Genomic DNA, 22121 nt, shown 5'->3' with positions numbered 1-22121 from the left:
GTGGGAACGCGGGTTAGGCTCACCTGCGTGAGTACGTGCGCGACCGCCTCGCGGGACATGAACGAGCCTCTCGCGGGGACCGCGGCCACCGCCAGGACATGGCTCCTGCTGGAACAGCCGGGCCCTTGGGGCGCCAAGGCGCTGACGTCCAGCCACCTCGATCCGGAGGTCGGCAGGGCCCTGGAGGCGGCCGCCGAGGGCACCGGCGTCCGCGTCGCGCTCATCCGCCGCCCCGGACGCCACGCTGACTGCCACACCCCGACCCGGCACCAGGTGTACGTGGGGCACACCTCGCCCGGCCGCACCTGGCTGCGCGGCGCGGTGACCGCCGACCCGGGCGAGCTGCTGAACCTCGACTTCGCGGCCCTCGGCGCGGGCGACCACGGCGGCTTCGGCACTCCGCACACGGGCGCCCCGCTCGCGCTCGTCTGCACCAACGGCAAGCGCGACCGCTGCTGTGCCCTGCTCGGCAGGCCCCTTGCCGCCGAGCTCGCCGACGCGGGTGAGGAGGGCGTCTGGGAAATCACACATCTGGGTGGTCATCGCTTCTCGCCCACGCTGCTCGTGCTGCCGTACGGATACGCGTACGGCCGGACGGACGCCCACGCGGTCAAGGGGATCCTCGGCGCCGTACGCACGGGTCGTGTCGTCACCGAGGGCTGCCGGGGCAACTCCGCCTGGGAGCGCCCCGGACAGGCCGCCGAGCTCGCGGTGCGCAGGTCGACGGGCGAGGGCGCCGCGGGGGCCCTGAGCGTGGTGCGCACGGACGGCACGGCCCCGCGCTGGGAGGTGACCGTCGCGCACCGCGACGGCCGCCGGTGGCGGGTGACCGTCGCGCAGGGAGCTTCGCTGCCACCCCGCCCGGAGAGCTGCGGCGCGGCGCTCGGCTCCCCCGCGCGGATGGACGTGGTGGCGGTGCGCGCGCTTGCGGGCGAGGTCGAGGGGCCCGCCCACCGGCCGGCCCGCGAGAGCTCCGCGTACGAGATCCCCGCCACACTGACTTCGGAGTAGCCCGCTCGCGCCCGTACCGTTCGTACACATGAGCCCGACCTCCCCTGCGCGACGCCTCCGCCTCGGTCTGCCCAGGCGCGTGTTCTCGCAGGTGCTGCTGATGCAGCTGGCCATCGCCGCCGGAGTCGCGGTGCTCGCCACGGGACTCTTCCTCGCACCGCTGAGTGATCAGCTCGACGACCAGGCCATGCGCCGCGCGCTCGCCATCGCGCAGACGACGGCCGCCCAGCCGCAGGTCGCCGAGGACCTGGAGTCCTCGCGGCCCACGCCCGGCGGGCCCGTGCAGGCCGCGGCCGAGCGGATCCGACGGGCCAGCGGCGCCGAGTACGTCGTGATCATGAACAAGGAAGGCGTGCGCTGGTCCCACACCGACCGCGACCAGATCGGCAGGGTCGTCTCGACGGACCCCAGCGACGCCCTCGCGGGCCGCGAGGTCATGGAGATCGACAACGGCACGCTGGGCCGCTCGGCGCGCGGCAAGGTGGCGCTGAGGAACGCGCAGGGCGACATCGTGGGCGCCGTCTCCGTAGGCATCGAGTACGACAGCGTGCGGGCCCGCCTGGTGCATGCGATCCCGGGGCTGCTCGCCTACGCGGGCGGCGCGCTCGCGGTCGGTGCGCTCGCCGCGTATCTGATCTCGCGCAGGGTGCAGCGACAGACCCGCGACCTGGCCTTCTCCGACATCTCCGCCCTGCTCGCGGAGCGCGAGGCGATGCTGCACGGCATCCGTGAAGGAGTCGTCGCCCTGGACCGCGGCGGTCGGATCCGGCTGCTCAACGACGAGGCGCAGCGCCTTCTCGGCCTCGGCACGGAGGTCATCGGACAGCCGCTCGACGACGCGCTCGGCCCGGGACGTACGACCGATGTGCTCGCGGGCCGGGTCACCGGCACCGACCTGCTGACCGTCCGCGGGCAGCGCGTCCTGGTCGCCAACCGCATGCCCACCGACGACGGAGGTGCCGTCGCCACCCTGCGCGACCGCACCGAGCTGGAGCAGCTCGGCCGCGAACTCGACTCCACGCGCGGCCTCATCGACGCCCTGCGCGCCCAGGACCACGAACACGCCAACCGCATGCACACGCTCCTGGGCCTGCTGGAGCTGGAGATGTACGAGGAGGCGGCGGAGTTCGTCGGCGAGGTGGCGGGCGCGCACCGGGTGACCGCCGAGCAGATCACCGAGAAGATCCGCGATCCGCTGCTCGCGGCCCTGCTGGTCGGCAAGGCCACGGTGGCCGCGGAGCGTGGTGTCGCCCTCTCCGTGCCGCGCGAGACGGCGCTGCCCGACCGGCTCGTCGACCCGGGCGGCCTGGTCACGATCGTCGGCAACCTCGTCGACAACGCGCTCGACGCCGCCGCGGGCACCCGCCACGCGCGCGTGGAGGTCGCCGTGCGCGCCGAGGGGCGGGCCGTGGTCCTCCGAGTGCGCGACACCGGCCCCGGAGTGCCCGCCGAACAGCGCGAGACGATCTTCACCGAGGGGTGGACCACCAAGGAGCCGCCGGCCCACGGCAAGCGCGGCATCGGCCTCGCCCTGGTCCGCAGGCTCGCCGAGCGGCAGGGCGGAAGCGCCGCGGTCGACGAAGCGCCCGACGGGGGCGCGGAGTTCACGGTCGTCCTGCCCGAGGCGCTCAGGGAGCCGGAGCTCGCCACTACGGAGGACGCGCGATGACCGCCGCCCTGGAGGAGGACACGTTGATCGACGTCCTGGTCGTGGACGACGACGTCCGGGTCGCGGACGTCAACGCCGCCTACGTGGCGAAGATCCCCGGCTTCCGGGTGGCGGCCAAGGCGCACAACGCCGCCGAAGCGCTGCGTCTCGTCGCCGACGTCCCCGTCGACCTGGTGCTGCTGGATCACTACCTGCCGGACGAGACCGGGCTTTCGGTCGTCCGTACGTTGCGTGAGCGCGGCCATCAGACCGACGTGATCATGGTGACCGCGGCACGCGATGTCGCCACCGTGCAGGCGGCGATGCGCCATGGCGCGCTCCAGTACCTGGTCAAGCCGTTCTCGTACGCGGGCCTTCGCGCCAAGCTCGATGCGTACGCGACGCTGCGCCGCACGCTGGACGGCGGGGGCGAGGCCGAGCAGGCCGAGGTCGACCGGATCTTCGGCGCGCTCTCCTCGACCCCGGCGCCCGAGCTGCCCAAGGGGCACTCCCCCACGACGGCGGAACTGGTGCGCCGGGCCCTGATGGCCGCTGACGGGCCGCTCTCCGCCCAGGAGTTGGCGGACCGCACACGGCTGAGCCGACAGACGGCACAGCGCTATCTGAAGCTCCTGGAGCGCACGGGGCGGGTCCGGCTGAGCCTCAAGTACGGCGACACGGGCCGCCCCGAGCACCGCTACGAGTGGGCGGCGAGCGTCTAGCGTTCCCGCGCGGCTCCCTTGCAGGGCGGCCGCCAGGAATCCGCTCAGGGCAGCCGCGGGGAATCGTTACGCCGCACCGGCGCCGGTGAGCGAACGCACCTCCGTCTCCGCGTGCTTGGCCTCGTCCGCCTCCTCGCGCGAGGTCACCGTGCCGAGCCATCCCGCGAGGAAGCCCAGCGGGATGGAGACGAGGCCAGGGTTCTCCAGGGGGAAGTACTGGAAGTCCACCCCGGGGAAAAGGGAGTTGGGCCCTCCGGAGACCACGGGCGACAGGATCACCAGCGCGAGCGCGGGCAGCAGTCCGCCGTACACCGACCACACCGCCCCCCGCGTGGTGAAGCTCCGCCAGAACAGGGAGTACAGCAGCACCGGCAGATTGGCGGACGCGGCGACCGCGAAGGCGAGGCCCACCAGGAACGCCACATTGAGATCGCGGGCCAGCAGACCGAGGCCGATCGCGACCACCCCGATCCCGGCCGCGGCCACGCGCGCCACGGCCACTTCACTGCGCGGCTTCGCCGTCCGGCGCTTCAAGGACGCGTACAGGTCGTGGGCCACGGATGCGGAGGAGGCGAGCGTGATACCGGCGACCACGGCGAGGATCGTGGCGAAGGCGACGGCGGCGACGATCGCGAAGAGAACCGTTCCGCCTGTGGAGTCCGCGCCGCCTCCCAGATCGAGCGCCAGGAGCGGAACTGCCGTGTTCCCCGCGGCATTCGAACCGCGCACCGCTTCGGAGCCCACGATCGCGGCCGCGCCGAAGCCGAGCACGATCGTCATCAGATAGAAGCTGCCGATCAGACCGATGGACCAGACGACCGAGCGACGAGCGGCTCGCGCGGTCGGCACGGTGTAGAAGCGGGAGAGGATGTGCGGCAGCCCCGCGGTGCCGAGCACGAGCGCGAGTCCGAGGCTGATGAAGTCGAGCCGCGCGGTCCAGTCGCCGCCGTACTTCAGGCCGGGCGCCAGGAACCCGGCGCCGTGCCCGCTGCGGTCGGCGGCGGTCCGCAGCAGATGGTCGAAGTCCCCGTGGAAGCGCACCAGGACGAGCACGGTCAGCGCGATCGCGCCGCCCATCAGCAGGACCGCCTTGACGATCTGGATCCAGGTGGTGGCCCGCATCCCTCCCAACGACACATAGATCACCATGAGCGCGCCGACGCCGATCACCGTCCAGGTCTGCGCCGCGCCGCTCGTCCCGCCCAGCAGCAGCGCCACCAGTGAGCCCGCCCCCACCATCTGCGCCACCAGATAGAGAACGGACACGGTCACCGACGACGTTCCCGCGGCGATCCGCACGGGCCGCTCCCGCATCCGCGCGGCGACGACGTCGGCGAGCGTGAACCGGCCGCAGTTGCGCACGAGTTCGGCCACGAGGAACAACACGACGAGCCAGGCCACGAGAAAGCCCACGGAGTAGAGCAGCCCGTCGTACCCGAAGAGTGCGATCAGCCCGGAGATGCCGAGGAAGGAGGCCGCCGACATGTAGTCACCGGCGATGGCAAAACCATTCTCCATGGGCGAGAAGAGCCGTCCGCCCGCGTAGAACTCCTCGGCGGAACCGTGCCGGTTGCGGCTCGCCCATGAAGTGATCGCGAGCGTGACGGCCACGAACACGCCGAACAGCACGAGGGCGAGGGTCTGGTGGTCTCCCGTCATCGCCCCGCCCCCGTCCCCCGTGCCACGCCCTGCCCATGCCGCTGGGCCTGTTCCCGCTTCTGCTCGAACACGGCCCAGCGCAGATCGAGCGCCGCCCTGTCCCGCCGCAGCCGCGCATGCCGCGCGTACGCCCAGGTCAGCAGGAACGTCGAGAGGAACTGCCCGAGCCCCGCCAGCATCGCCACGTTCACGGCGCCCGCCACGGGGCGTGCCATGAGCCCCGGCGCCGCCGTCGCGGTCACGACGTACGCCACGTACCAGGTGAAGAAGAGGGCGACGGCCGGAATCACGAACCGCCGGTACCTGCTGCGCACTTCCTGGAAGGCGTCGCTCCGCTGCACCTCCAGGTAGATGTCCGCCGGGCTCGGGGTCCGCGGCCGGGCGTCGGCCCGGGACGGCGCCACGGAGGCCGGCGCGCCCGTGCCGTCCAGCTCTCCCCAGCCGGAGGCGAGCGCGTCGTACCAGGGGTCCCTCAGGTCACCGGACCGGCTCCGACCGGCCTCGGCCCGGCCCGGCGCCCCATGGGAGCCGTCGTGCTTCTCCACCGAACTCTCCTTAGTCCGCAGCCCTGTTCGGCCGCGTGCCCAAGGATGGACAGAACGGAAAGATCCCCAACTCTTCTCCCCACGCTCTTCACCCCATCAGGTGAAGTCACGTCAGGTACGAGCACCCCCTTCAGGCTTGGCGAGACCGTGCCGGTACGCGTAACGGACCGCCTGCGCGCGGTCCTTGAGGCCCGCCTTCGCGAAGAGATTGTTGATATGGGTCTTCACCGTCGCGGTGGAGACGTGCAGCGCGCGGGCGATCTCGTGGTTGCTCATCCCCTCGGCGATCAGGACGACCACCTCGGTCTCGCGCGCGGTGAGCCCGTCGGGCGGCTCCACCACGGGAACGGAATCCGGCTCCGACAGCCTTTCGAGAAGCCGTCGTTGGATGCCCGGAGAGAGTCCCGCGTCGCCCGAGAGCACGTCCTCGACGGCCCGCACGATCTCGTCCCCGCCCGCGTCCTTGGTCAGATAGCCGCGCGCCCCCGCCTTGAGCGCCGGGAACAGCGAATCGTCGTCCGCGTAGGTGGTGAGCACGACGACCTGTGTCCGCGGATACTCGGCACGGATGCGCCGCGTGGCCTCCGCGCCGTCGCAGCGGGGCATGCGCAAGTCCATCAGGACCACGTCCGGCGAGAGTTCGGCGACGAGGCGCACGGCCTCCTCGCCGTCGCCGCCGGAGCCCACGACCTCGATCCCGGGCAACAGCCCCAGCAGCATCACGATGCCCTCGCGCACCACGGTCTGATCGTCGACCACAATCACCCGCGCGGGTGGCCTGCCGCCTCTCCCGACGGGCTTGTTCCGCTTGTCCCCCACAGCGCCACCGGTGTGGTCCGGCCGGTCACCGGCAGCTCCATCCGGCCTGCCGCCCACTGCCCTGGCGGTGCCGTCGTCCGTCGTCATCCCGGCACCCTCAGCGTCACCACGAAGCCCTCCTCGCCCGGTCCTGCCTCCAGGGACCCGCCCAGGAGCTCGGCCCGCTCACGCATCCCGAGCAGACCGTACCCGGCCCCGGAGGAGGCGAGCTCCCCCGGCGATCTCGCTCCCGAATCCCTTACGTCCAGCCTCACTTCACCCTCCCCGTAGGCCAGGCACACCTGGACCTTCGCGCCCGGCGCGTGCTTGCGCACGTTCGTCAGGGCCTCCTGCGCCACTCTGCGCACCGCCTGGGAGGCCTCGGCGGGCAGGGCCCGCCGCTCCCCCGTCACGGTGACCGACGCCCGGTCCGCGGTGACCAGCTCCCGCAGGAAGTCCTCCACCGGCGTCATCTCGCCGCGCAGGGCCGACAGCGCCTGCCTGGTCTCGGCGAGCCCCTCCCTCGCCATGGACCGCGCCGCCACGACCCGGTCCAGGATCTGCTCCCTGGTCGCGTCCCCCTCGATCAGCAGGCGGGCCGCCTCCAGGTGGACGAGCTGCGCGGAGAGGCTGTGCGCGAGCACGTCGTGGATCTCGCGGGCGATGCGGGCCCGCTCGGCGAGCGCGGCCGACTCGGCCTCCGCGGCCCGCGCTGCCCGCTCCTGGGCGAGCAGCCGGATGGAGCTGCCCCGCGCCTCGGCGTCCAGTCTCAGGGTGTACCCGGCGAGCACGAGACCGACGACGGTGAGCGCCGTGACGAGCCAGCTGTCGTCGGTGTACGCGGCGTACCCGGCCATGGCGACGACGACGCACGGCACGCACGCGATGAGCGGCAGCCTCTCCAGGGCCGAGACGGCCGAGCCGCACCACAGCACCAGCGCGAGCATCCGCCAGTCGCCGAACTGCGCGGCGAGAGCGGCTCCCATCAGCAGGGCCACCAGCGCCAGGGACGGCCGCAACCGATGGGCGAACGAGACGCGGAAGAACGCCCACCCCGCCCAGGTGACGGCGGCGACCATCGCCAATCCGGCCACCAGGCGCCAACCGCGGTCCTCATGGAACGCGTTCCACAGCAGCGCGCCGAGGACCACCGCACGCACAACGCCGACGAACCACAGCCGGGCCAGACTGAGCCCAGCCCACGCGAGCGCCTCCTGGGAGGGCCATCTCGTCCACCGGTCCCACCTCACACGGGGTCCTTCCGCATCGGCTCGTACGCCGCGTCGCCCACACCGTACGTCGGGCGTCCGGGGCCGGGCGCGGCACCGGTGCGCAGGACGAGCAGGCCGCTGCGGACCAGCAGGGTGGCCGCGAGAGCCAGCATCAGCGCGGCGCTGCCCTGACGCACGTGCAGCAGCGTGCCGATCCCGAACAGGCCGGCCCGCAGGCCTATCCCGGCGGCCCAGACCACCGCGGTGGCCTTGGTGCCCTTGCTCCACACGGTGCCGTCCTGCTCGGCCCACACATGCGAGGTCCGCGCCCAGCCGGCCCCCATGGCCAGGCCGACGAGCAGCTCGGCGGCGAGCAGTGTCACGGACGCCGCCTGGTGCCGGGAGTCGATCAGATCGGGCTCGCGCACGGCCATGACGACCAGCACCGCCGGTATCACCCACCAACGCCGGTCCGCGTCGATCCGCTGCGCCTTGAACTGGCGGACGACCACCAGCGCCACGACGGCGCAGATCACCAGTGCGTTGGTGAGCCCGGACATGTCAGCCTCCGTACGACGCGCGAGGGCGAGGCCGATCCGAGGAGGATCGACGCCTTCGACGCTACGGAAATCGCCTGGTCACGGGATCGGAGCAGGGGTTGAAAACGGGTGGAGCCGGGTCCTCCACCCGTGGGTGGAGGACCCGGCTCCCGCAGCGCGTCACGAACTCCCGCGGCCGGTCACGCGTCGATGCGCGAGCGGTCCAGCGTCGCCGCGGAGCTCGTGATGAACTCCTTGCGCGGCGCGACGTCATTGCCCATCAGCAGATCGAAGACCTGCTCGGCCGAGTCCAGGTCGGAGATGTTGATCCGGCGAAGGGTCCGGTAGCGCGGGTCCATCGTCGTCTCGGCCAGCTGGTCGGCGTCCATCTCGCCCAGACCCTTGTACCGCTGGATCGAGTCCTTGTAGCGCACGTTCTTGCGCTGCAGTTCGAGGAGCGTCTCGCGCAGCTCACGGTCCGAGTACGTGTAGACGTACTTGTCCTGGCCCTTCTTCGGCTGGCTGAGTTCGATGCGGTGCAGCGGCGGCACCGCCGCGAACACCCGCCCGGCCTCGACCATGGGCCGCATGTAGCGCTGGAACAGCGTCAGCAGCAAGATCCGGATGTGGGCGCCGTCGACGTCGGCGTCGACGAGCAGGATGATCTTTCCGTAGCGCGCCGCGTCGATGTCGAAGGTCCGGCCCGACCCGGCTCCTATGACCTGGATGATCGCGCCGCACTCGGCGTTCTTCAGCATGTCCGACACGGACGCCTTCTGAACGTTGAGGATCTTGCCGCGGATCGGCAGGAGCGCCTGGAACTCGGAGTTCCGGGCCAGCTTGGCGGTGCCGAGCGCGGAGTCTCCCTCGACGATGAACAGCTCGCTGCGCTCCACGTCGTCGCTGCGGCAGTCGGCCAGCTTGGCCGGCAGCGACGAGGACTCCAGTGCCGTCTTCCGACGCTGGGCGTCCTTGTGCTGACGCGCCGCGATCCGTGTGCGGGCGGCGGCCACGGCCTTCTCCATGACCGCGCGCGCCTGTGCCTTCGCGTCCCGCTTCGTGGACGTCAGGAACGCCTTGAGCTCCTTGGCGATCACGTTGGCGACGATGCGGTTGGCGGCGGAGGTGCCGAGCACCTCCTTGGTCTGCCCCTCGAACTGGGGCTCCGCGAGGCGCACGGTGACGACCGCGGTGAGGCCTTCCAGGGCGTCGTCCTTGACGATGTCGTCCTCGGCCACGCGCAGCACCTTCTGGGTGCGCAGCGCCTCGTTCATCGTCTTGGTGAGGGAGCGCTCGAAGCCGGTGACGTGGGTACCGCCCTTGGGGGTGGCGATGATGTTGACGAAGGACTTGATCGTCGTGTCGTACCCGGTGCCCCACCGCAGCGCGACGTCCACGCCGAGCTCCCGGGTGACCTCGGTCGGCGTCATCTGGCCGTGGTCGTCGAGTACCGGCACCGTCTCCTTGAAGGTGCCCTGCCCGGAGAATCGGAGGACGTCGCAGACCGCCTTGTCCTGGGCCAGGTACTCGCAGAACTCGCTGATGCCGCCGTCGAAGCGGAAGGATTCCTCACCCTTCGTGCCACCCTCGCCGAGGCCGAACTCGTCGCGCACGACGATGGTGAGGCCCGGCACCAGGAACGCGGTCTGGCGGGCGCGCTGGTGGAGGTTCTCCAGCGAGAGCTTGGCGTCCTTGAGGAAGATCTGGCGGTCGGCCCAGTAGCGCACGCGCGTGCCGCTGCGGGTCTTGGGGATCTTCTTGACCTTGCTCAGCCTGGCCGACGGGTCGAAGGCCGCGTCGGGTCCCTGCTTGGCGAAGGCACCGGGGACGCCACGCCGGAAGCTGATCGCGTGGGTGTGCCCGGCGCGGTCCACCTCGACGTCGAGGCGCGCGGAGAGGGCGTTCACCACGGAGGCGCCCACTCCGTGCAGACCGCCGGAGGCGGCGTACGAACCGCCACCGAACTTGCCGCCCGCGTGCAGCTTCGTCATGACGACCTCGACTCCGGAGAGGCCGGTCTTGGGCTCGACGTCGACCGGAATGCCTCGGCCGTTGTCCCGGACCTCTACGGAGGCGTCGTCGTGGAGGATGACCTCGATGTGGTCGCAGTAACCGCCCAGGGCCTCGTCGACGGAGTTGTCGATGATCTCCCAGAGGCAGTGCATCAGGCCGCGACTGTCTGTCGACCCGATGTACATGCCCGGACGCTTGCGGACGGCCTCGAGCCCCTCCAGGACGAGCAGGTGCCGCGCGGTGTAGTTGGAACCGTCCCGGTCTGCTCCGGTCAGCAACGCTGTGGACGGCACGGACGTCTCGGCGGTCACGCGGTTCGCTCCTCGCTGAATTTCAAGGGGAGTCCTTTGGGGTAAGGACGCGGCTTGGGTTGCCGGTCAGAGGGTACCGAGGCCTGGTAGAGCGGTTGTAACGCCACCCTCGTCTCAACTCAGACTAGTCCAGACTCGCATACGTGTTCGATCCCTCGTTGGAGTGAAGCGCACGTCACGTTCCCTTCCAGGCATGAACCATTTAGGCTCCGGGCACGTCCTCATGAACAACCGGCAAGCCAGCCGGGGACGACCTGACCTGACAGACAGCGCGAAACCGTAAGACACGTAAGAGACGCAATACGGCACATTCGCCGCCAACCGGCAACGGACAACCTCCTCGAAAAGAAACTTCGAGGAAAAGCCACGAGCGGGAACGTTTTCGGCCTGGTTGGATGTTGACCCTGGTACGACAGCTCGTCGAGCTAGAGAAGAGGCGACGTGACTACTGTTCTGACCCCCGCGAGCCCCCTGACGGCCGCTGATCGCTGCGACCGCTGCGGCGCCCAGGCATACCTGCGCGTCGTCCTGTTGAGCGGCGGTGAACTGCTCTTCTGCGCCCATCACGGCCGCAAGTTCGAGCCGGAACTCAAGAAGATCGCCGCTGAGATACAGGACGAGACGGAGCGGCTGACGGCCGTCCCCGAGAGCGCCACCGATGAGGAACGCTGACACCTCGCATCCACGACGAGCCAGCTCCGGCGCACCAGGCCGGTGAACGGGCGGCGGCCCCTGCCAACAGCAGGGGCCGCCGCCCGCTCTCGTCACAGGGGCCTCTGAGGCCCTTCTGAGGCGTCCTGGGCCTGACGCCCGGCCGCCCCCGGGCGAGCGCCCACCTCAGCTGTGGACACGCATCACTCTGGAGACATCCGAGATCCGCGTGTAGACGCCGGGGCTCCCTGCGCGTCCGCAGCCGCTCCCCCAGGACACGAGCCCGATGAGCCGCCCGTGCGCGACCAGCGGTCCACCGCTGTCCCCCTGGCAGGCGTCCCGCCGGCCGTCCATCTCCCCGGCACAGACCATGGTCTCGGCCGTGTACCTCCCGTCGGCACTGCCCGGATACGCCTCCTCACAGATGGCGTCGGACAGCACCCGCACGCGCGCCGAGCGCAGTGTGCGCGCGTAGTCGCCCGCTCCCGTGGTGTCCCCCCAGCCGTACACGGCAGCGCCCGTCCCCGCCTCGTACGCGGGATCGCCCGGCCCCGCCATGGGGATCGCGTACCCCTCGGGGAGCGGCTCGGCCAGCGTCAGGGCCGCCACGTCGCCGGAGTTCGTGTAGCTGTCGTACTCCGGGTTGATCCAGACCCCGCTGACCGGGATCTCGCCGCCGTCCGCCGTCCGCAGGTCTCCGCGGCCCGCGATGACCTTCAGGTCCGTCACCTCGCTCAACGGCACCCCGAGCACGTCCTCGCTCATGCAGTGGGCCGCCGTCAGGACCGTCGAGGGCCCGACCACCACGCCGCCGCAGAACTGCCCCGCGCGGGTACCTCCGAACCGGTCACGGCTCGAGAGGGCCACCGCCCATGGGCTGTCCGACGCCTGCGCCGGGCTGCCCCCGATGACGACGCTGTCGGCCGCCGCGGGTGCCGGGGAAGCCAGCGGCAGGGCGGCGGCCGCGGCCGCCAGAGCCAGTGCCCCCGTCCACGCTCGGGCGAAGGGACGACGCATGCGATCTCCTCACTCTGGGTTGCCAAGGCATACCCAGAGTCATTCAGTGCCGCACACCGCGCACCCGCGCACGCGAAAGGCCCGAAGCCGCGTACTGCGGACTTCGGGCCTTCCGAGATGTGCTCCGCGGAGCGTCGACGCCTAGTCGAGGTAGTCGCGCAGGACCTGCGAGCGCGACGGGTGACGCAGCTTCGACATCGTCTTCGACTCGATCTGGCGGATGCGCTCACGCGTCACCCCGTAGACCTTGCCGATCTCGTCGAGGGTCTTGGGCTGGCCGTCCGTGAGACCGAAGCGCATGGAGACCACGCCCGCCTCGCGCTCGGACAGGGTGTCCAGGACCGAGTGCAGCTGCTCCTGCAGGAGCGTGAAGCTGACCGCGTCGGCCGGCACGACCGCCTCGGAGTCCTCGATGAGGTCACCGAACTCGCTGTCGCCGTCCTCACCCAGGGGGGTGTGGAGGGAGATCGGCTCACGGCCGTACTTCTGGACCTCGATGACCTTCTCCGGGGTCATGTCGAGTTCCTTGGCCAGCTCCTCCGGAGTGGGCTCGCGGCCCAGGTCCTGGAGCATCTGGCGCTGGACACGGGCCAGCTTGTTGATGACCTCGACCATGTGCACCGGGATACGGATGGTGCGGGCCTGGTCGGCCATGGCGCGGGTGATCGCCTGACGGATCCACCAGGTGGCGTACGTGGAGAACTTGTAGCCCTTGGTGTAGTCGAACTTCTCGACCGCGCGGATCAGACCGAGGTTGCCCTCCTGGATGAGGTCCAGGAAGAGCATGCCGCGGCCGGTGTAGCGCTTGGCCAGGGAGACCACCAGACGGAGGTTGGCCTCCAGGAGGTGGTTCTTGGCGCGGCGGCCGTCCTCGGCGATGATCTCCAGCTCGCGCTTGAGCTTCGGCGCGAGCTTGTCGGCGTTGGCCAGCTTGTCCTCGGCGAACAGACCGGCCTCGATGCGCTTGGCGAGCTCGACCTCCTGCTCGGCGTTGAGCAGGGGGACCTTGCCGATCTGCTTGAGGTAGTCCTTGACCGGGTCGGCGGTGGCACCGGCGGCGGCGACCTGCTGGGCCGGCGCGTCGTCCTCGTCCTCGTCGGAGAGCACGAAGCCCTGGGCGCCCTCCTCGGCCGGCTCGCCCTCGCCGGGCTTGCCGGTGGCGGGTGCCTCGTCGGTGGCCTCGTCGTCGAGGAGCTCGTCGGCGTCCTTCTTGGAGGTGGCCTTCTTGGCCGCCGTCTTCTTGGCGGCGGTCTTCTTCGCGACGGCCTTCTTGGCCGTCGCCTTCTTGGCAGCGACCTTCTTCGCGGGCGCGTCCTCGGCGGAGCCGTCCGCGGTCGGCGCCTCAGTGGCGGCGGTGGCGGTGGGCTTCGCCGTGACGGTCTTGGCCGCGACCGTCCTGGTCGCGGTGCGCTTGGCCGGGCTCTTCGCTGCGACGCTCTTGCGGGGGCGCTTTGGCTCCGCGGCACTGACCATCAGCGTCACACCCTCTTCCTCGAGGATCTGGTTGAGGCTGCGCAGAACGTTCTTCCACTGAGTGGCCGGAATCTGGTCAGCTTCGAAGGCACGACGCACGTCATCGCCGGCGATCTGCCCATCAGCCTTTCCCCGCTCGATGAGCGCCATGACAGAGACGGATTCGGCGATCTCCGGCGGGAGCGTACGGGATGTGCTGGCCGACACGAACAACCTCTCGGAACGTTGGAAAACGGCTTCCGGCCCCGTCCACTGTGGACCGGAGCCGACGACCGGCGGCTGGGGATTGGGCCGACGGCGCGGGCGGGGCCGGGGAGCTGTACAGCGCCGCGAACGACGGCTGTATTCCTTCCTCGGCTATCACCTCTTAGGTCATCGCGCTGTTCCTTGGAGCGTTACGCCCAATCTACGTGGCCCGAGTCACACCCCGTAAGTGCTCAAAAGCAACCAGATACGGTCACAAGCGACCTATACACATGCACGAATGATCCCCAGATGCCTGGCGAAGCAACCCTCACCCTGCGTCGCCGGCCCCCGCCGGACTCCCGAGGAGCCCGCGGCGACCGGCGACACAGGGTGACGAGGTGCGATGGCCGAGCGCACACCGACGACGTCGGCGCGGCCGCGGTCAGTGCTCGCGCGGGGCAGGCACGACGCGCTCCACCTCCGGGTGGACGGTGAGCAGCTGCCGCATGGCGGCCTCCGCGCCGGCGCCGTCGCCCGCCGCGAGGGCGTCGACGATGCGGGAGTGGTGGACGAGGGAGGCCTCGCTGGGGCGGTCGCAGCCGGTGATCGGCCCGCCCGAGACCTGCAGGGCGGCCGAGACGATGCCGGACAGGTGCTCGAGCATGCGGTTGCCCGCGACCTGGATGAGCAGCGAGTGGAACTCCGCGTCGGCACGGGAGAAGGTGATCGAGTCACCCTGCCCCAGCGCGTGGCCCATGATCTCGACCATGTCGGCGAGGCGCTGCTGCACCTCCTCGCGGCCGTGTCCCGCGGCGAGCCGGGCGGCGAGCGGCTCGATCATCCAGCGCAGCTCGCCGAGTTCGCGCCGCTGGTCGTCGCGCTGCGGCCCGAAGGCCCGCCACTCGATGATGTCCGGGTCGAGCAGGTTCCAGTCGCTGACGGGGCGCACGCGCGTGCCGACGTTCGGCCGGGCGCTGACGAGGCCCTTGGCCTCGAGCACGCGCAGGGACTCACGGACGACGGTGCGGGAGACCTCGAAGCGCTGCCCGATCTCCTCGGGGACCAGCGGGCGGTCGGCACCCAGGTCGCCGGAGACGATCATCTGGCCCAGCTGCTGGACGAGTTGGCCGTGCAGCCCGCGGCCGCGACTTCCGGCGGCGCGCCGGCCCACACGCCCCAGGTCCTGGTCGGCGCCGTCCCACACGGGCGCGACGACGCGCTCGCCGCCGGAGGGCTCGGCGTAGGGGTATCGGTCGAGGTCGCCCGGGCCTGCGAGACCGGAGTCGGTGGAGCGGGCGGTGGTCATCATGGTGTGCGCAAGGGTACTCACGGATCAGTTGTCGGCGTTGCCTCCAACTCCCTTGAGGTCTTTGGTGAAAAGCACACGAAAGGGTGATCGCTCACCCCGCCGCAATTGACGCCTTATCGGAAAGAAATGGGCGTTGTCCGGGGAGTTGCGCACAGCCCCGCGCCGGAAGGCGCCGGACGGTCATCAACGGACTCTGCTACGCACGGCTGTGAGCAAATATGCGCAGAGCAGAGCGGTCAGCGACAACATCATTGCACCGCCCACGGGTTGAGCGATCATGCGCACTCCCGCGGCCAGATACCGCTCGGCCCCGAACGGCCACTGCACCATCGCCAGGTCCCTCAGCCGCGCCGGGAGTCCGGCCGCGGATCGCACAGACGGTCCCTCGACGGCCTTCTGTACGAGGGGTACGACGACGATCGGCACCGCGAGAACCGCGGCGAGCCCCGCGGTCGTGGACCGGAAGACGCCCGCGGCCAGCACCCCCGCCCAGGCGCATCCCACCCCCAGGGCCACCCAACTCGCGCTCAGCGAAAGCCAGTCGGCGGGAACTCTCGTGAGCTCTTCTCCGTATACGAGGTGGAGCAGCGCGGCGTCGGAGGCCACCGCGAGGACGCTCAGGAGCAGCGCCGTGGCGGCGGCGACGAGCAGCTTGGCGCCCAGCAGTCCCAGGCGCCGAGGCACGGTGCCCCGGTCCGCGGCGAGGGCGGGGTGGCGGAACTCGTCCCCGAACGCGAGGGCGCCGAGCAGCCCGGCGCCCAGAGCGGCGGGCGGCAGAGGCAGTTCGTGGGGCCAGGCAGCGAGGACGCGGGGCTGTGGCGTGTGCCCGGCCCTGGCAAGGAAGAGGCAGATCAGGGCGGAGGTGGCGAGGACGGCGGCCAGGGTGAGGTAGCCGGTGCCGACACCCAGCAGTCGGCGCAGCTCGTAGCGCAGCGGGCGAAGAGGGCTGCGGCCGGGGCGGACGGTGATGGGGGGCGGCAGCGAGGACGCCGAGTCCTGCGCAGCGGAGGGCACCGAAGCGGCCGCAGCGGGGCGCGAGGTCTCGTGCGGGGCCCCGTCTTCAAGCGGAACGGTGTCATCGGCCTCCAGCGGTACCAGTGGTACCAGGGGAATCAGCGAGGACGGAGCGGCCTCGGCCCGGACTTCCGCTTCGCCGTCCGCCCCAGGTTGAGCTTCGGCCCGGTCCTCGGCCGGACGCGCCTGGACGGGGGCTTCGGAGGTGGTCGACTCCGTCGTCGCCTCTGCCGCACTCGCCCTCCGCGACGGCCCCGCATCGCCGATCTCATCGGCGAGTTGGTGCACGAGGATGCCGTGCCGGTACGCGGTCTCCCCCACGTCGGCGCAGTTGCTGCCGTACACGGAGAGCCTGTTGCCGTCCTCCTTGACCACCTCGATGGAGCGCTGCCCCGCGCGCGCCTCCTTGGTGAGGAACGCGCCGAGGCGGGCGGCGTGCGGGCTCCGGACGGCGACGCGGGGGCGGAGCCTGGTCCGCGCGAAGTCCGCCACTTCCTGGTCGGCGACGAGCCGTCCGGCCGCCAGGGTGACGACGCGATCAGCGGTTCGGGCGGCTTCCTTGGGATCGTCGGTGGTGAACAGGACCGTGCCCCCCTGGCTCGCGTGGGCGCGCAGGATCCCGTGCAGCCACGCGCCCTCACGGGCCGAGAGTCCGTCGGCCGGTCCGTCCAGGACGAGCGTGTGCGGGTCGGCGAGCAACGCGCAGGCAAGGCCCAGACGGCGGTCCATGCCGCGCGAGAGGGTGCCGAGACGCTGGTCACGGAGGCTGACGAGGCCGACGACCTCAAGGACGTCGTCGGCGCGCCGACCGGGCACTCCGGCGGCCGCGCACAGCATGCGCATATGGCCGCGGACCGAGCGCGCGGGGTGTCCCGGGACATCTCCCAGGAGGACGCCCACCTCACGCGACGGGTGGGCGATGCGGTGCAGTGGGCGGCCTCTGAAGTACGTGATTCCACGGCCCTGTTGGAGTTCGAGCATCAGCCGCAGCGCCGTGGTCTTGCCGGCTGCCTCGGCGCCGAGCAGCGCCGTGACACGGCCGGTGCGCGCCTCGAAGGACACGTCGTCGACGGCGGGCGGGAGCTCCTGACGGGGATTGCTGGTCAGTCCGATGGCCTGGATCATCGCTTCTCTCGCAGGATGTGCGACCGCTCGGCGGCCGGGATCCGTCCGCCGGATCGGGGACGGACGAACCCCGTGGGTACTGCAGCAAGATAACGCGACATTTCTGCCTTTTCGGGCAGGGTGTGGGCTGCTGGTGTCCGCCGGGCGGCACAGACCGGCCGGAGAGGCAGGTGACAGCGACCGCGGGCGTCAGACCTCGGGACGCAGCATCGGCGGGTTGAGGAGGGTCGCCCCACCCGCGCGGAAGAGCTGGGCCGGGCGTCCGCCCTGGCGGGTGGTCGTCCCTCCGGTGGGCACGAGGAAGCCGGGCGTGCCCGTCACCTTGCGGTGGAAGTTGCGCGGGTCGAGGACGACGCCCCAGACCGCCTCGTACACCCGTCGCAGCTCGCCGACGGTGAACTCCGGCGGGCAGAAGGCCGTGGCCAGGGAGGAGTATTCGATCTTGGAGCGGGCACGTTCCACGCCGTCCGCGAGGATCTGCGCGTGGTCGAAGGCGAGCGGCGCCGCCTGCTCGCCCTCGCGGCCGTACCCCCCTTGCTTGAGCAGGGCCTCGACCGGGGCCCAGCGCGCGCTGTGCGCGTCGCCGCCGGCCCGCGGCGCGGGCAGGTCGGGAGCCAGCGCGAGGTGGGCGACGCTGACCACGCGCATGCGCGGATCGCGCTTGGGGTCGCCGTACGTGGCGAGCTGTTCGAGGTGCGCCCCGTTGGCCTGGGCCGGAGCGTCCGGGTCATGGGCGCACAGACCCGTCTCCTCGATCAGTTCGCGCGCCGCCGCTGCCGACAGGTCCTCGTCAGGCCGTACGAATCCTCCGGGGAGCGCCCAACGCCCCTGGAACGGCTGCTCACCCCGCCGCACGGCCAGCGCGCAGAGCGCGTGGCGGCGTACGGTCAGCACGACCAGGTCGACAGTGACAGCGAAGGGCGGGAAGGCCGACGGGTCGTAGGGCGACATGCCGCGATCATAGTCGTCTGCCTGACGATAAACACCTCCTTCGCCCATTGCCGCCCGGTCCGGTTCACCGGGCACACGCAGCCGCTCCACGGCGCGCCTGCGATCCAGGTCCAGCGGAATCACACTCCCAACTGCAGCCCGTCGGCCGCCTCCTCGACCATGGCGAGGCCGAGGCGGCTCACGCGCACGGAGAACGGGGCGCCCGCGACGCTGAGCGCGGTCAGGCCCAGCTCCCCGAGCGGAGCGCTGCGGACCGGCCTCAGCGTCACCGTGCCGGCCGGTGCGTCCGGCCTGATCCCGGCGAGCGCCGCGAGGACGTGCACCCCCGCGGCAGCGGCGGTGGCCGCCGGGCGGCAGGCCGCCGGGTGCGGCAGGGGTGCCCCGCCCTCCGTGCGCTGCTCCCCCGCGTACATCTCGGGGAGCCGGTGGCCGAAGGACTCGGCCGCCGAGAGGACGCCTCGCAGCAGTGAGCTCGCCTCCTTCTCGTACCCGGCCGCGGCCAGCCCGGCGACGGCGACCGCCGTCTCGTGCACCCGGACCGCACCGCCCCGGTGCCCGAACGGGTTGTACGCCGCCTCCTTCGCGCCCAGGCTGCGCAGCCCCCAGCCGGAGTCCATGGCGGGCCCGCCGAGCAGCCGGGCGAGCTGTTCGGTCCTGACCTTGTCGAGCAGGCCGGGGGCGAGCGCGCCCGCCCCGAGCAGGCCGGTGTCCAGCAGGTGGGCCGCGCCGCCCGTCAGGTGCGGAACGGGCCGGCCGTCGGCCAGCAGGGCAGCGGCCGGTCTGCCACCCGCCCGGTCCTCCACCCAGAACGCCTCCTGGAACGCGGACCGCATCCGCTGCGCCCACTGCCGCAGGCCGACGGAGCCCGAGCGGCCATGGGCGTCGAGCAGATCGGCGCCGAGCAGCGCGGCCCGGTGCGCATACGCCTGGATCTCGGAGCGCGCAGGTCCGCCCGGGTGGGCGTCCGTCAGGAACACGCCCTCGTCGACCGCGGTGCGCAGCCACCGCAGGCACCGCTCCGCCGCGGGCAGCAGTTCCTCCACCTCCTGTGCGGAGAGCCCCCAACGCCATGCCTCCGCAAGGAGCACGGGGAAGAGCAGGGTCGCCTCGGTGCCCGTGCAGCCGGGCGGCAGGTGCGGCCCCGCGTCCCGCAGCGGGCCCGGGATCATGCCCGACCTCGGCCCCGGACCCGCCAGCTGGCCGCGGGCGAGGGTGCGCAACGTCCCTGCGGCGAGGCGCGTGCCGAGAGGCAGGGCCATGCGGGCGGCGGCCAGCGCCTCCGCCGGCGCGAGTCCGCAGCGCCACGGGGCCCCGGCGGCCGGGTACATGTCGGTCGGCTGCTCGGCGTCACGGAGCAGCAGCGCCTGCAGATCCTCGACGGACCGGTCCAGGAGCGGCTGGACCCTGGGGTCGTCGCCGACGGCCCGCGCCTGGGCGACGGAGCGCAGCGCGCCGTGCCCCGCCGCGCGGACGGGCCCACCGCCTTCGGGACGCACCCGCAGCTCCACGCTGCGCGAGGCCCCCGGCGGCAGGTCCACCTCCCAGCGCAGCAAGCCCGCGGAGGCCAGGGCGTCCTCGGGTGCGGGGTCGGCGGTGACCACGCAGTGCGCCGTGGCGGAGGACCAGCGCATGCCCGAGTCGTGCACGCTGGCGGGCAGTTCGGGCCCGGCCCTGCCGGACGCGACCACGCCCACCTCGGCCAGGTCCGTGCCGAGCGAGACCTCGACGGGCAGCCGCAGGGGGCGCCCGGCCGCGCTGTGCAGGGTGATCCGCTCCGTACCGTCCGCGTACCGGATCCGCTCGACGACGACCTCCGGGTCGGGCCCGCCGTCCGTGGACAACCGGAGCGTCGCCACGAACCGGGCGCTGTCCGCGGACAGCATGCGGGCCTGCACGGCGACCGGCTCGCGCCCCGCCACCCGCACCTGGCAGCGGGACAGGATCCGGCGCCCCGCGCGGTAGAAGCCCTCCAGGCCCCGGCCGGTCAACTGCCCCTGGTCCGTGGAGATCGCGAGGGCGGGCAGCGCGACGCACATCAGCACGGTGTGCGCGGGCGGGAGCTCCACCGGGCGGCGTGACACCGGACTCGGCGCCGGTACCGGGCCACCGGGCCGGCTCGCGGGGGCCGGCACGGTCCGCCGGGGCCCCTCTTTGTCGGAGACGGGAGACGGAGCAGGAAGGGTCATGAGGCGGCTTCTTCTGCGTTGTCTGCGCTACGGAAGGTCGGAGGCGGTGCAACGGCGCGACCCGGCTGCGGGTACCGCCACTCAGGTGAACGGAACGGCCCGGCTCCAAGTCACGCCCCCACGGCAGGAAGACGACCATGCGGAGCCGACTCCCCGGGTGCGCCACGCCGGACCACAGCCGTGCCGCCCGTCCGGCCCAGCGCCGGAGCAACGCGCTCATCGGCCGTTCCTCGCGCCGCGCCGAAGGGTGCGGGGGCGGTTCCGCGGCCCCGTAACCCGACCGCCGGAGGGGTGGGCGCTGCCGGAAGACCGCGTGCTGCCCAAGGTCCGAGAGCCTCCGGGACCGCGGGACCCTCCTCCCGCCGAGCGCGACAGGCGGCGACGCAGCCGCCGGGCAGTACCTTCCGGAACCTCTCCCGGGGCCACCCTCAACTGCTCGTCGGAATCGTGGTGTTCGTCGCGCCTGGTGCGCAGGCAGTGGCGAATCGACTCCGGGTCCACGCCTTCGTTGCACGCGTGGTTCAGGAGGCGGGCGAAGGTGTAGCCGGGGTCGGCGTGGAGCGCCATGTCCAGGGCTTCCTGGCCTTCCGTGATGTCGCCGAGAGACCAGGCGACCCAGCCGGCGAGGGACAGGGGCGCCGCCGCGTGTTCGGTGTAGGCGCCGACGCAGCGGCGGGCCAGGGCCCTCCAGAGGCGCAGCGCGGCAGGGGCGTCGGCGCCCTCCATCCACTCCGCCGCGCGGTCACGCGTCGTCCGGACCTGGAGGCCGAGGATCAGTGCGGCCGCCTCGTCGTGCGCGATCAGTTCGTCGTCCCTGTTGTCCGCCTCGAGGGTGCCGGAGACGGGAGGTGCGGCTTCGAGGCGCGCCATGAGCCGACGGGCCAGGTCGAGCGTCTCCGCGGCGACGCCCCGGCCTTCGTCGTCCAGCATTCTGGGCACGAGCGCGAGACCTGCCGCGTCGAGCGCCCGCTCCTGCTCCGTCGCCGCGGCGGTCTCCCACGGCGTGAGTCGCGCCCTGATCTCGCTCTGTGTGGCGCCCGCGTGGACGCCCATGTAGGTCGCGGCCGCCGCCAGGACCGAGGTGCCCGGCCTGAGCAGGGGGATGCCTTCCGGTGGGCAGCATCGGGTGTCCGGACAGCAGTAGGTCCAAAAGCGCCCGTCCGAGATGCACACGACTTCGAACACCGGGACGTCGAGACGGCCGCATGCCGTGCGCAGCACCTGCGCCAGCGGCCGCAGGCGCTCCACGACCTGCCGTCCGGACTCCGCGCCGACGGGCTCCTGGCAGAGGAAGGCGACGACGCCCTCGGGCCGGGCTCCCCGCCTCTCGCAACCGCCCACCAGACACTGGGCCAGCTGTTCCGCGACGCACGGCCAGTCCTCGGCGCGGTCGGGGATGCCGAGGCGCACCCGGCCGCCGAATCGGCCTCGCTCGCCGTGCATGGCGATGAGCACGACGCTCTCCTCGGGCTTGAATCCGAGCAAGTACGGCAAGGCGTCCGCCAGTTCGGCCGGGGTGCGCAGAGTGACCACGGGCTCGTCGGTCGGCATACCGGAACCGGGCCCGCGGGCCGCGCCGTCCCTGCCGCTCGCGCCGCCCCGGCCGCCCGCTCCGGCTGAGGTGCCGGGGCAGGCGGCGCCATCGGCGCGGGTCGGGTCGTCGGGGTCGATCGGGCCTGCTGCTTCGCTGTGATTCGTCATGCGCCGACTCTGCCGCGGATCGCACGGTTCCGGTTGCCCCTGTGGATAACC

At 72.0% G+C, this 22121-nt stretch carries 17 protein-coding genes; 4 read left to right on the top strand and 13 right to left on the bottom strand.

Features of this window, described 5'->3' with window-relative positions; all coding sequences use genetic code 11:
• Positions 1–27: 27 nt before the first annotated feature.
• The 3 genes from ACZ4D5_RS39405 to ACZ4D5_RS39395 are packed head-to-tail and all read left to right on the top strand — an operon-like array spanning position 28 to position 3381.
• Positions 28–1011 (top strand): sucrase ferredoxin, encoded by a 984-nt coding sequence (locus ACZ4D5_RS39405; protein WP_467777307.1) that lies wholly within the window; start codon positions 28–30, stop codon positions 1009–1011.
• 28 nt (positions 1012–1039) lie between these two features.
• On the top strand, positions 1040–2680 hold the full coding sequence (locus ACZ4D5_RS39400; RefSeq protein WP_467777306.1) for a sensor histidine kinase: 1641 nt from the start codon (positions 1040–1042) through the stop codon (positions 2678–2680).
• Positions 2681–2703: 23 nt separating this feature from the next.
• Positions 2704–3381 carry a response regulator gene (locus ACZ4D5_RS39395; protein WP_467777406.1) on the top strand — a complete coding sequence of 226 codons (678 nt, stop codon included), beginning with the start codon at positions 2704–2706 and terminating at the stop codon, positions 3379–3381.
• 66 nt (positions 3382–3447) lie between these two features.
• On the opposite strand, the gene ACZ4D5_RS39390 is transcribed toward ACZ4D5_RS39395, so the two are convergent.
• The 6 genes from ACZ4D5_RS39390 to ACZ4D5_RS39365 form a co-directional block, all read right to left on the bottom strand.
• Positions 3448–5040 carry a solute symporter family protein gene (locus ACZ4D5_RS39390; protein ID WP_467777305.1) on the bottom strand — a complete coding sequence of 531 codons (1593 nt, stop codon included), beginning with the start codon at positions 5038–5040 and terminating at the stop codon, positions 3448–3450.
• Positions 5037–5585, bottom strand: a complete 549-nt coding sequence (locus ACZ4D5_RS39385) for a DUF485 domain-containing protein (RefSeq protein WP_467777304.1) — start codon at positions 5583–5585, stop codon at positions 5037–5039. Before ACZ4D5_RS39385 ends, ACZ4D5_RS39390 begins: the two co-directional genes overlap by 4 nt.
• Positions 5586–5696: 111 nt before the next feature.
• Complete coding sequence (locus ACZ4D5_RS39380) at positions 5697–6491, bottom strand: response regulator transcription factor (RefSeq protein ID WP_467777303.1); 795 nt, start codon at positions 6489–6491, stop codon at positions 5697–5699.
• A complete protein-coding gene (locus tag ACZ4D5_RS39375; protein WP_467777302.1) occupies positions 6488–7633 on the bottom strand; it encodes a sensor histidine kinase in 1146 nt (381 codons plus the stop codon). Before ACZ4D5_RS39375 ends, ACZ4D5_RS39380 begins: the two co-directional genes overlap by 4 nt.
• Positions 7630–8154: a DUF1453 domain-containing protein gene (locus ACZ4D5_RS39370; protein ID WP_467777301.1), complete on the bottom strand. Its 525-nt coding sequence runs from the start codon at positions 8152–8154 to the stop codon at positions 7630–7632. The genes ACZ4D5_RS39375 and ACZ4D5_RS39370 overlap by 4 nt, the downstream gene beginning before the upstream one ends.
• A 179-nt stretch (positions 8155–8333) precedes the next feature.
• A complete protein-coding gene (locus ACZ4D5_RS39365; protein ID WP_467777300.1) occupies positions 8334–10457 on the bottom strand; it encodes a DNA gyrase/topoisomerase IV subunit B in 2124 nt (707 codons plus the stop codon).
• A gap of 441 nt (positions 10458–10898) precedes the next feature.
• On the opposite strand from ACZ4D5_RS39365, the gene ACZ4D5_RS39360 reads away from it, so the two are divergent.
• Positions 10899–11129, top strand: coding sequence for a DUF7455 domain-containing protein (locus ACZ4D5_RS39360; protein ID WP_362340157.1), 231 nt, complete (start codon positions 10899–10901; stop codon positions 11127–11129).
• A gap of 165 nt (positions 11130–11294) precedes the next feature.
• Here ACZ4D5_RS39360 and ACZ4D5_RS39355 read toward each other — a convergent pair whose 3' ends face one another.
• The 7 genes from ACZ4D5_RS39355 to ACZ4D5_RS39325 all read right to left on the bottom strand — a co-directional run bounded on the left by ACZ4D5_RS39355 (position 11295) and on the right by ACZ4D5_RS39325 (position 22070).
• Positions 11295–12125, bottom strand: coding sequence for a S1 family serine peptidase (locus ACZ4D5_RS39355; protein ID WP_467777299.1), 831 nt, complete (start codon positions 12123–12125; stop codon positions 11295–11297).
• Between the two features lie 141 nt (positions 12126–12266).
• On the bottom strand, positions 12267–13811 hold the full coding sequence (locus ACZ4D5_RS39350) for an RNA polymerase sigma factor (RefSeq protein WP_467777298.1): 1545 nt from the start codon (positions 13809–13811) through the stop codon (positions 12267–12269).
• 415 nt (positions 13812–14226) lie between these two features.
• Positions 14227–15114 carry a FadR/GntR family transcriptional regulator gene (locus ACZ4D5_RS39345; protein ID WP_467777297.1) on the bottom strand — a complete coding sequence of 296 codons (888 nt, stop codon included), beginning with the start codon at positions 15112–15114 and terminating at the stop codon, positions 14227–14229.
• A 162-nt stretch (positions 15115–15276) separates the two neighbouring features.
• A complete protein-coding gene (locus tag ACZ4D5_RS39340) occupies positions 15277–17232 on the bottom strand; it encodes an ABC transporter ATP-binding protein (RefSeq protein ID WP_467777296.1) in 1956 nt (651 codons plus the stop codon).
• Between the two features lie 189 nt (positions 17233–17421).
• Positions 17422–18183: an NUDIX hydrolase gene (locus tag ACZ4D5_RS39335; RefSeq protein ID WP_362340152.1), complete on the bottom strand. Its 762-nt coding sequence runs from the start codon at positions 18181–18183 to the stop codon at positions 17422–17424.
• A 119-nt stretch (positions 18184–18302) separates the two neighbouring features.
• Positions 18303–20219 (bottom strand): glycogen debranching N-terminal domain-containing protein, encoded by a 1917-nt coding sequence (locus tag ACZ4D5_RS39330; RefSeq protein ID WP_467777405.1) that lies wholly within the window; start codon positions 20217–20219, stop codon positions 18303–18305.
• A gap of 366 nt (positions 20220–20585) precedes the next feature.
• Positions 20586–22070: a DUF4192 domain-containing protein gene (locus ACZ4D5_RS39325; RefSeq protein WP_467777295.1), complete on the bottom strand. Its 1485-nt coding sequence runs from the start codon at positions 22068–22070 to the stop codon at positions 20586–20588.
• Positions 22071–22121: the final 51 nt, after the last annotated feature.

It is taken from the genome of Streptomyces sp. NPDC025651, from assembly GCF_055558735.1.
The sequence above is the reverse complement of the archived record's forward strand: the minus strand, read 5'-3'. Positions and strand labels throughout refer to the sequence as shown.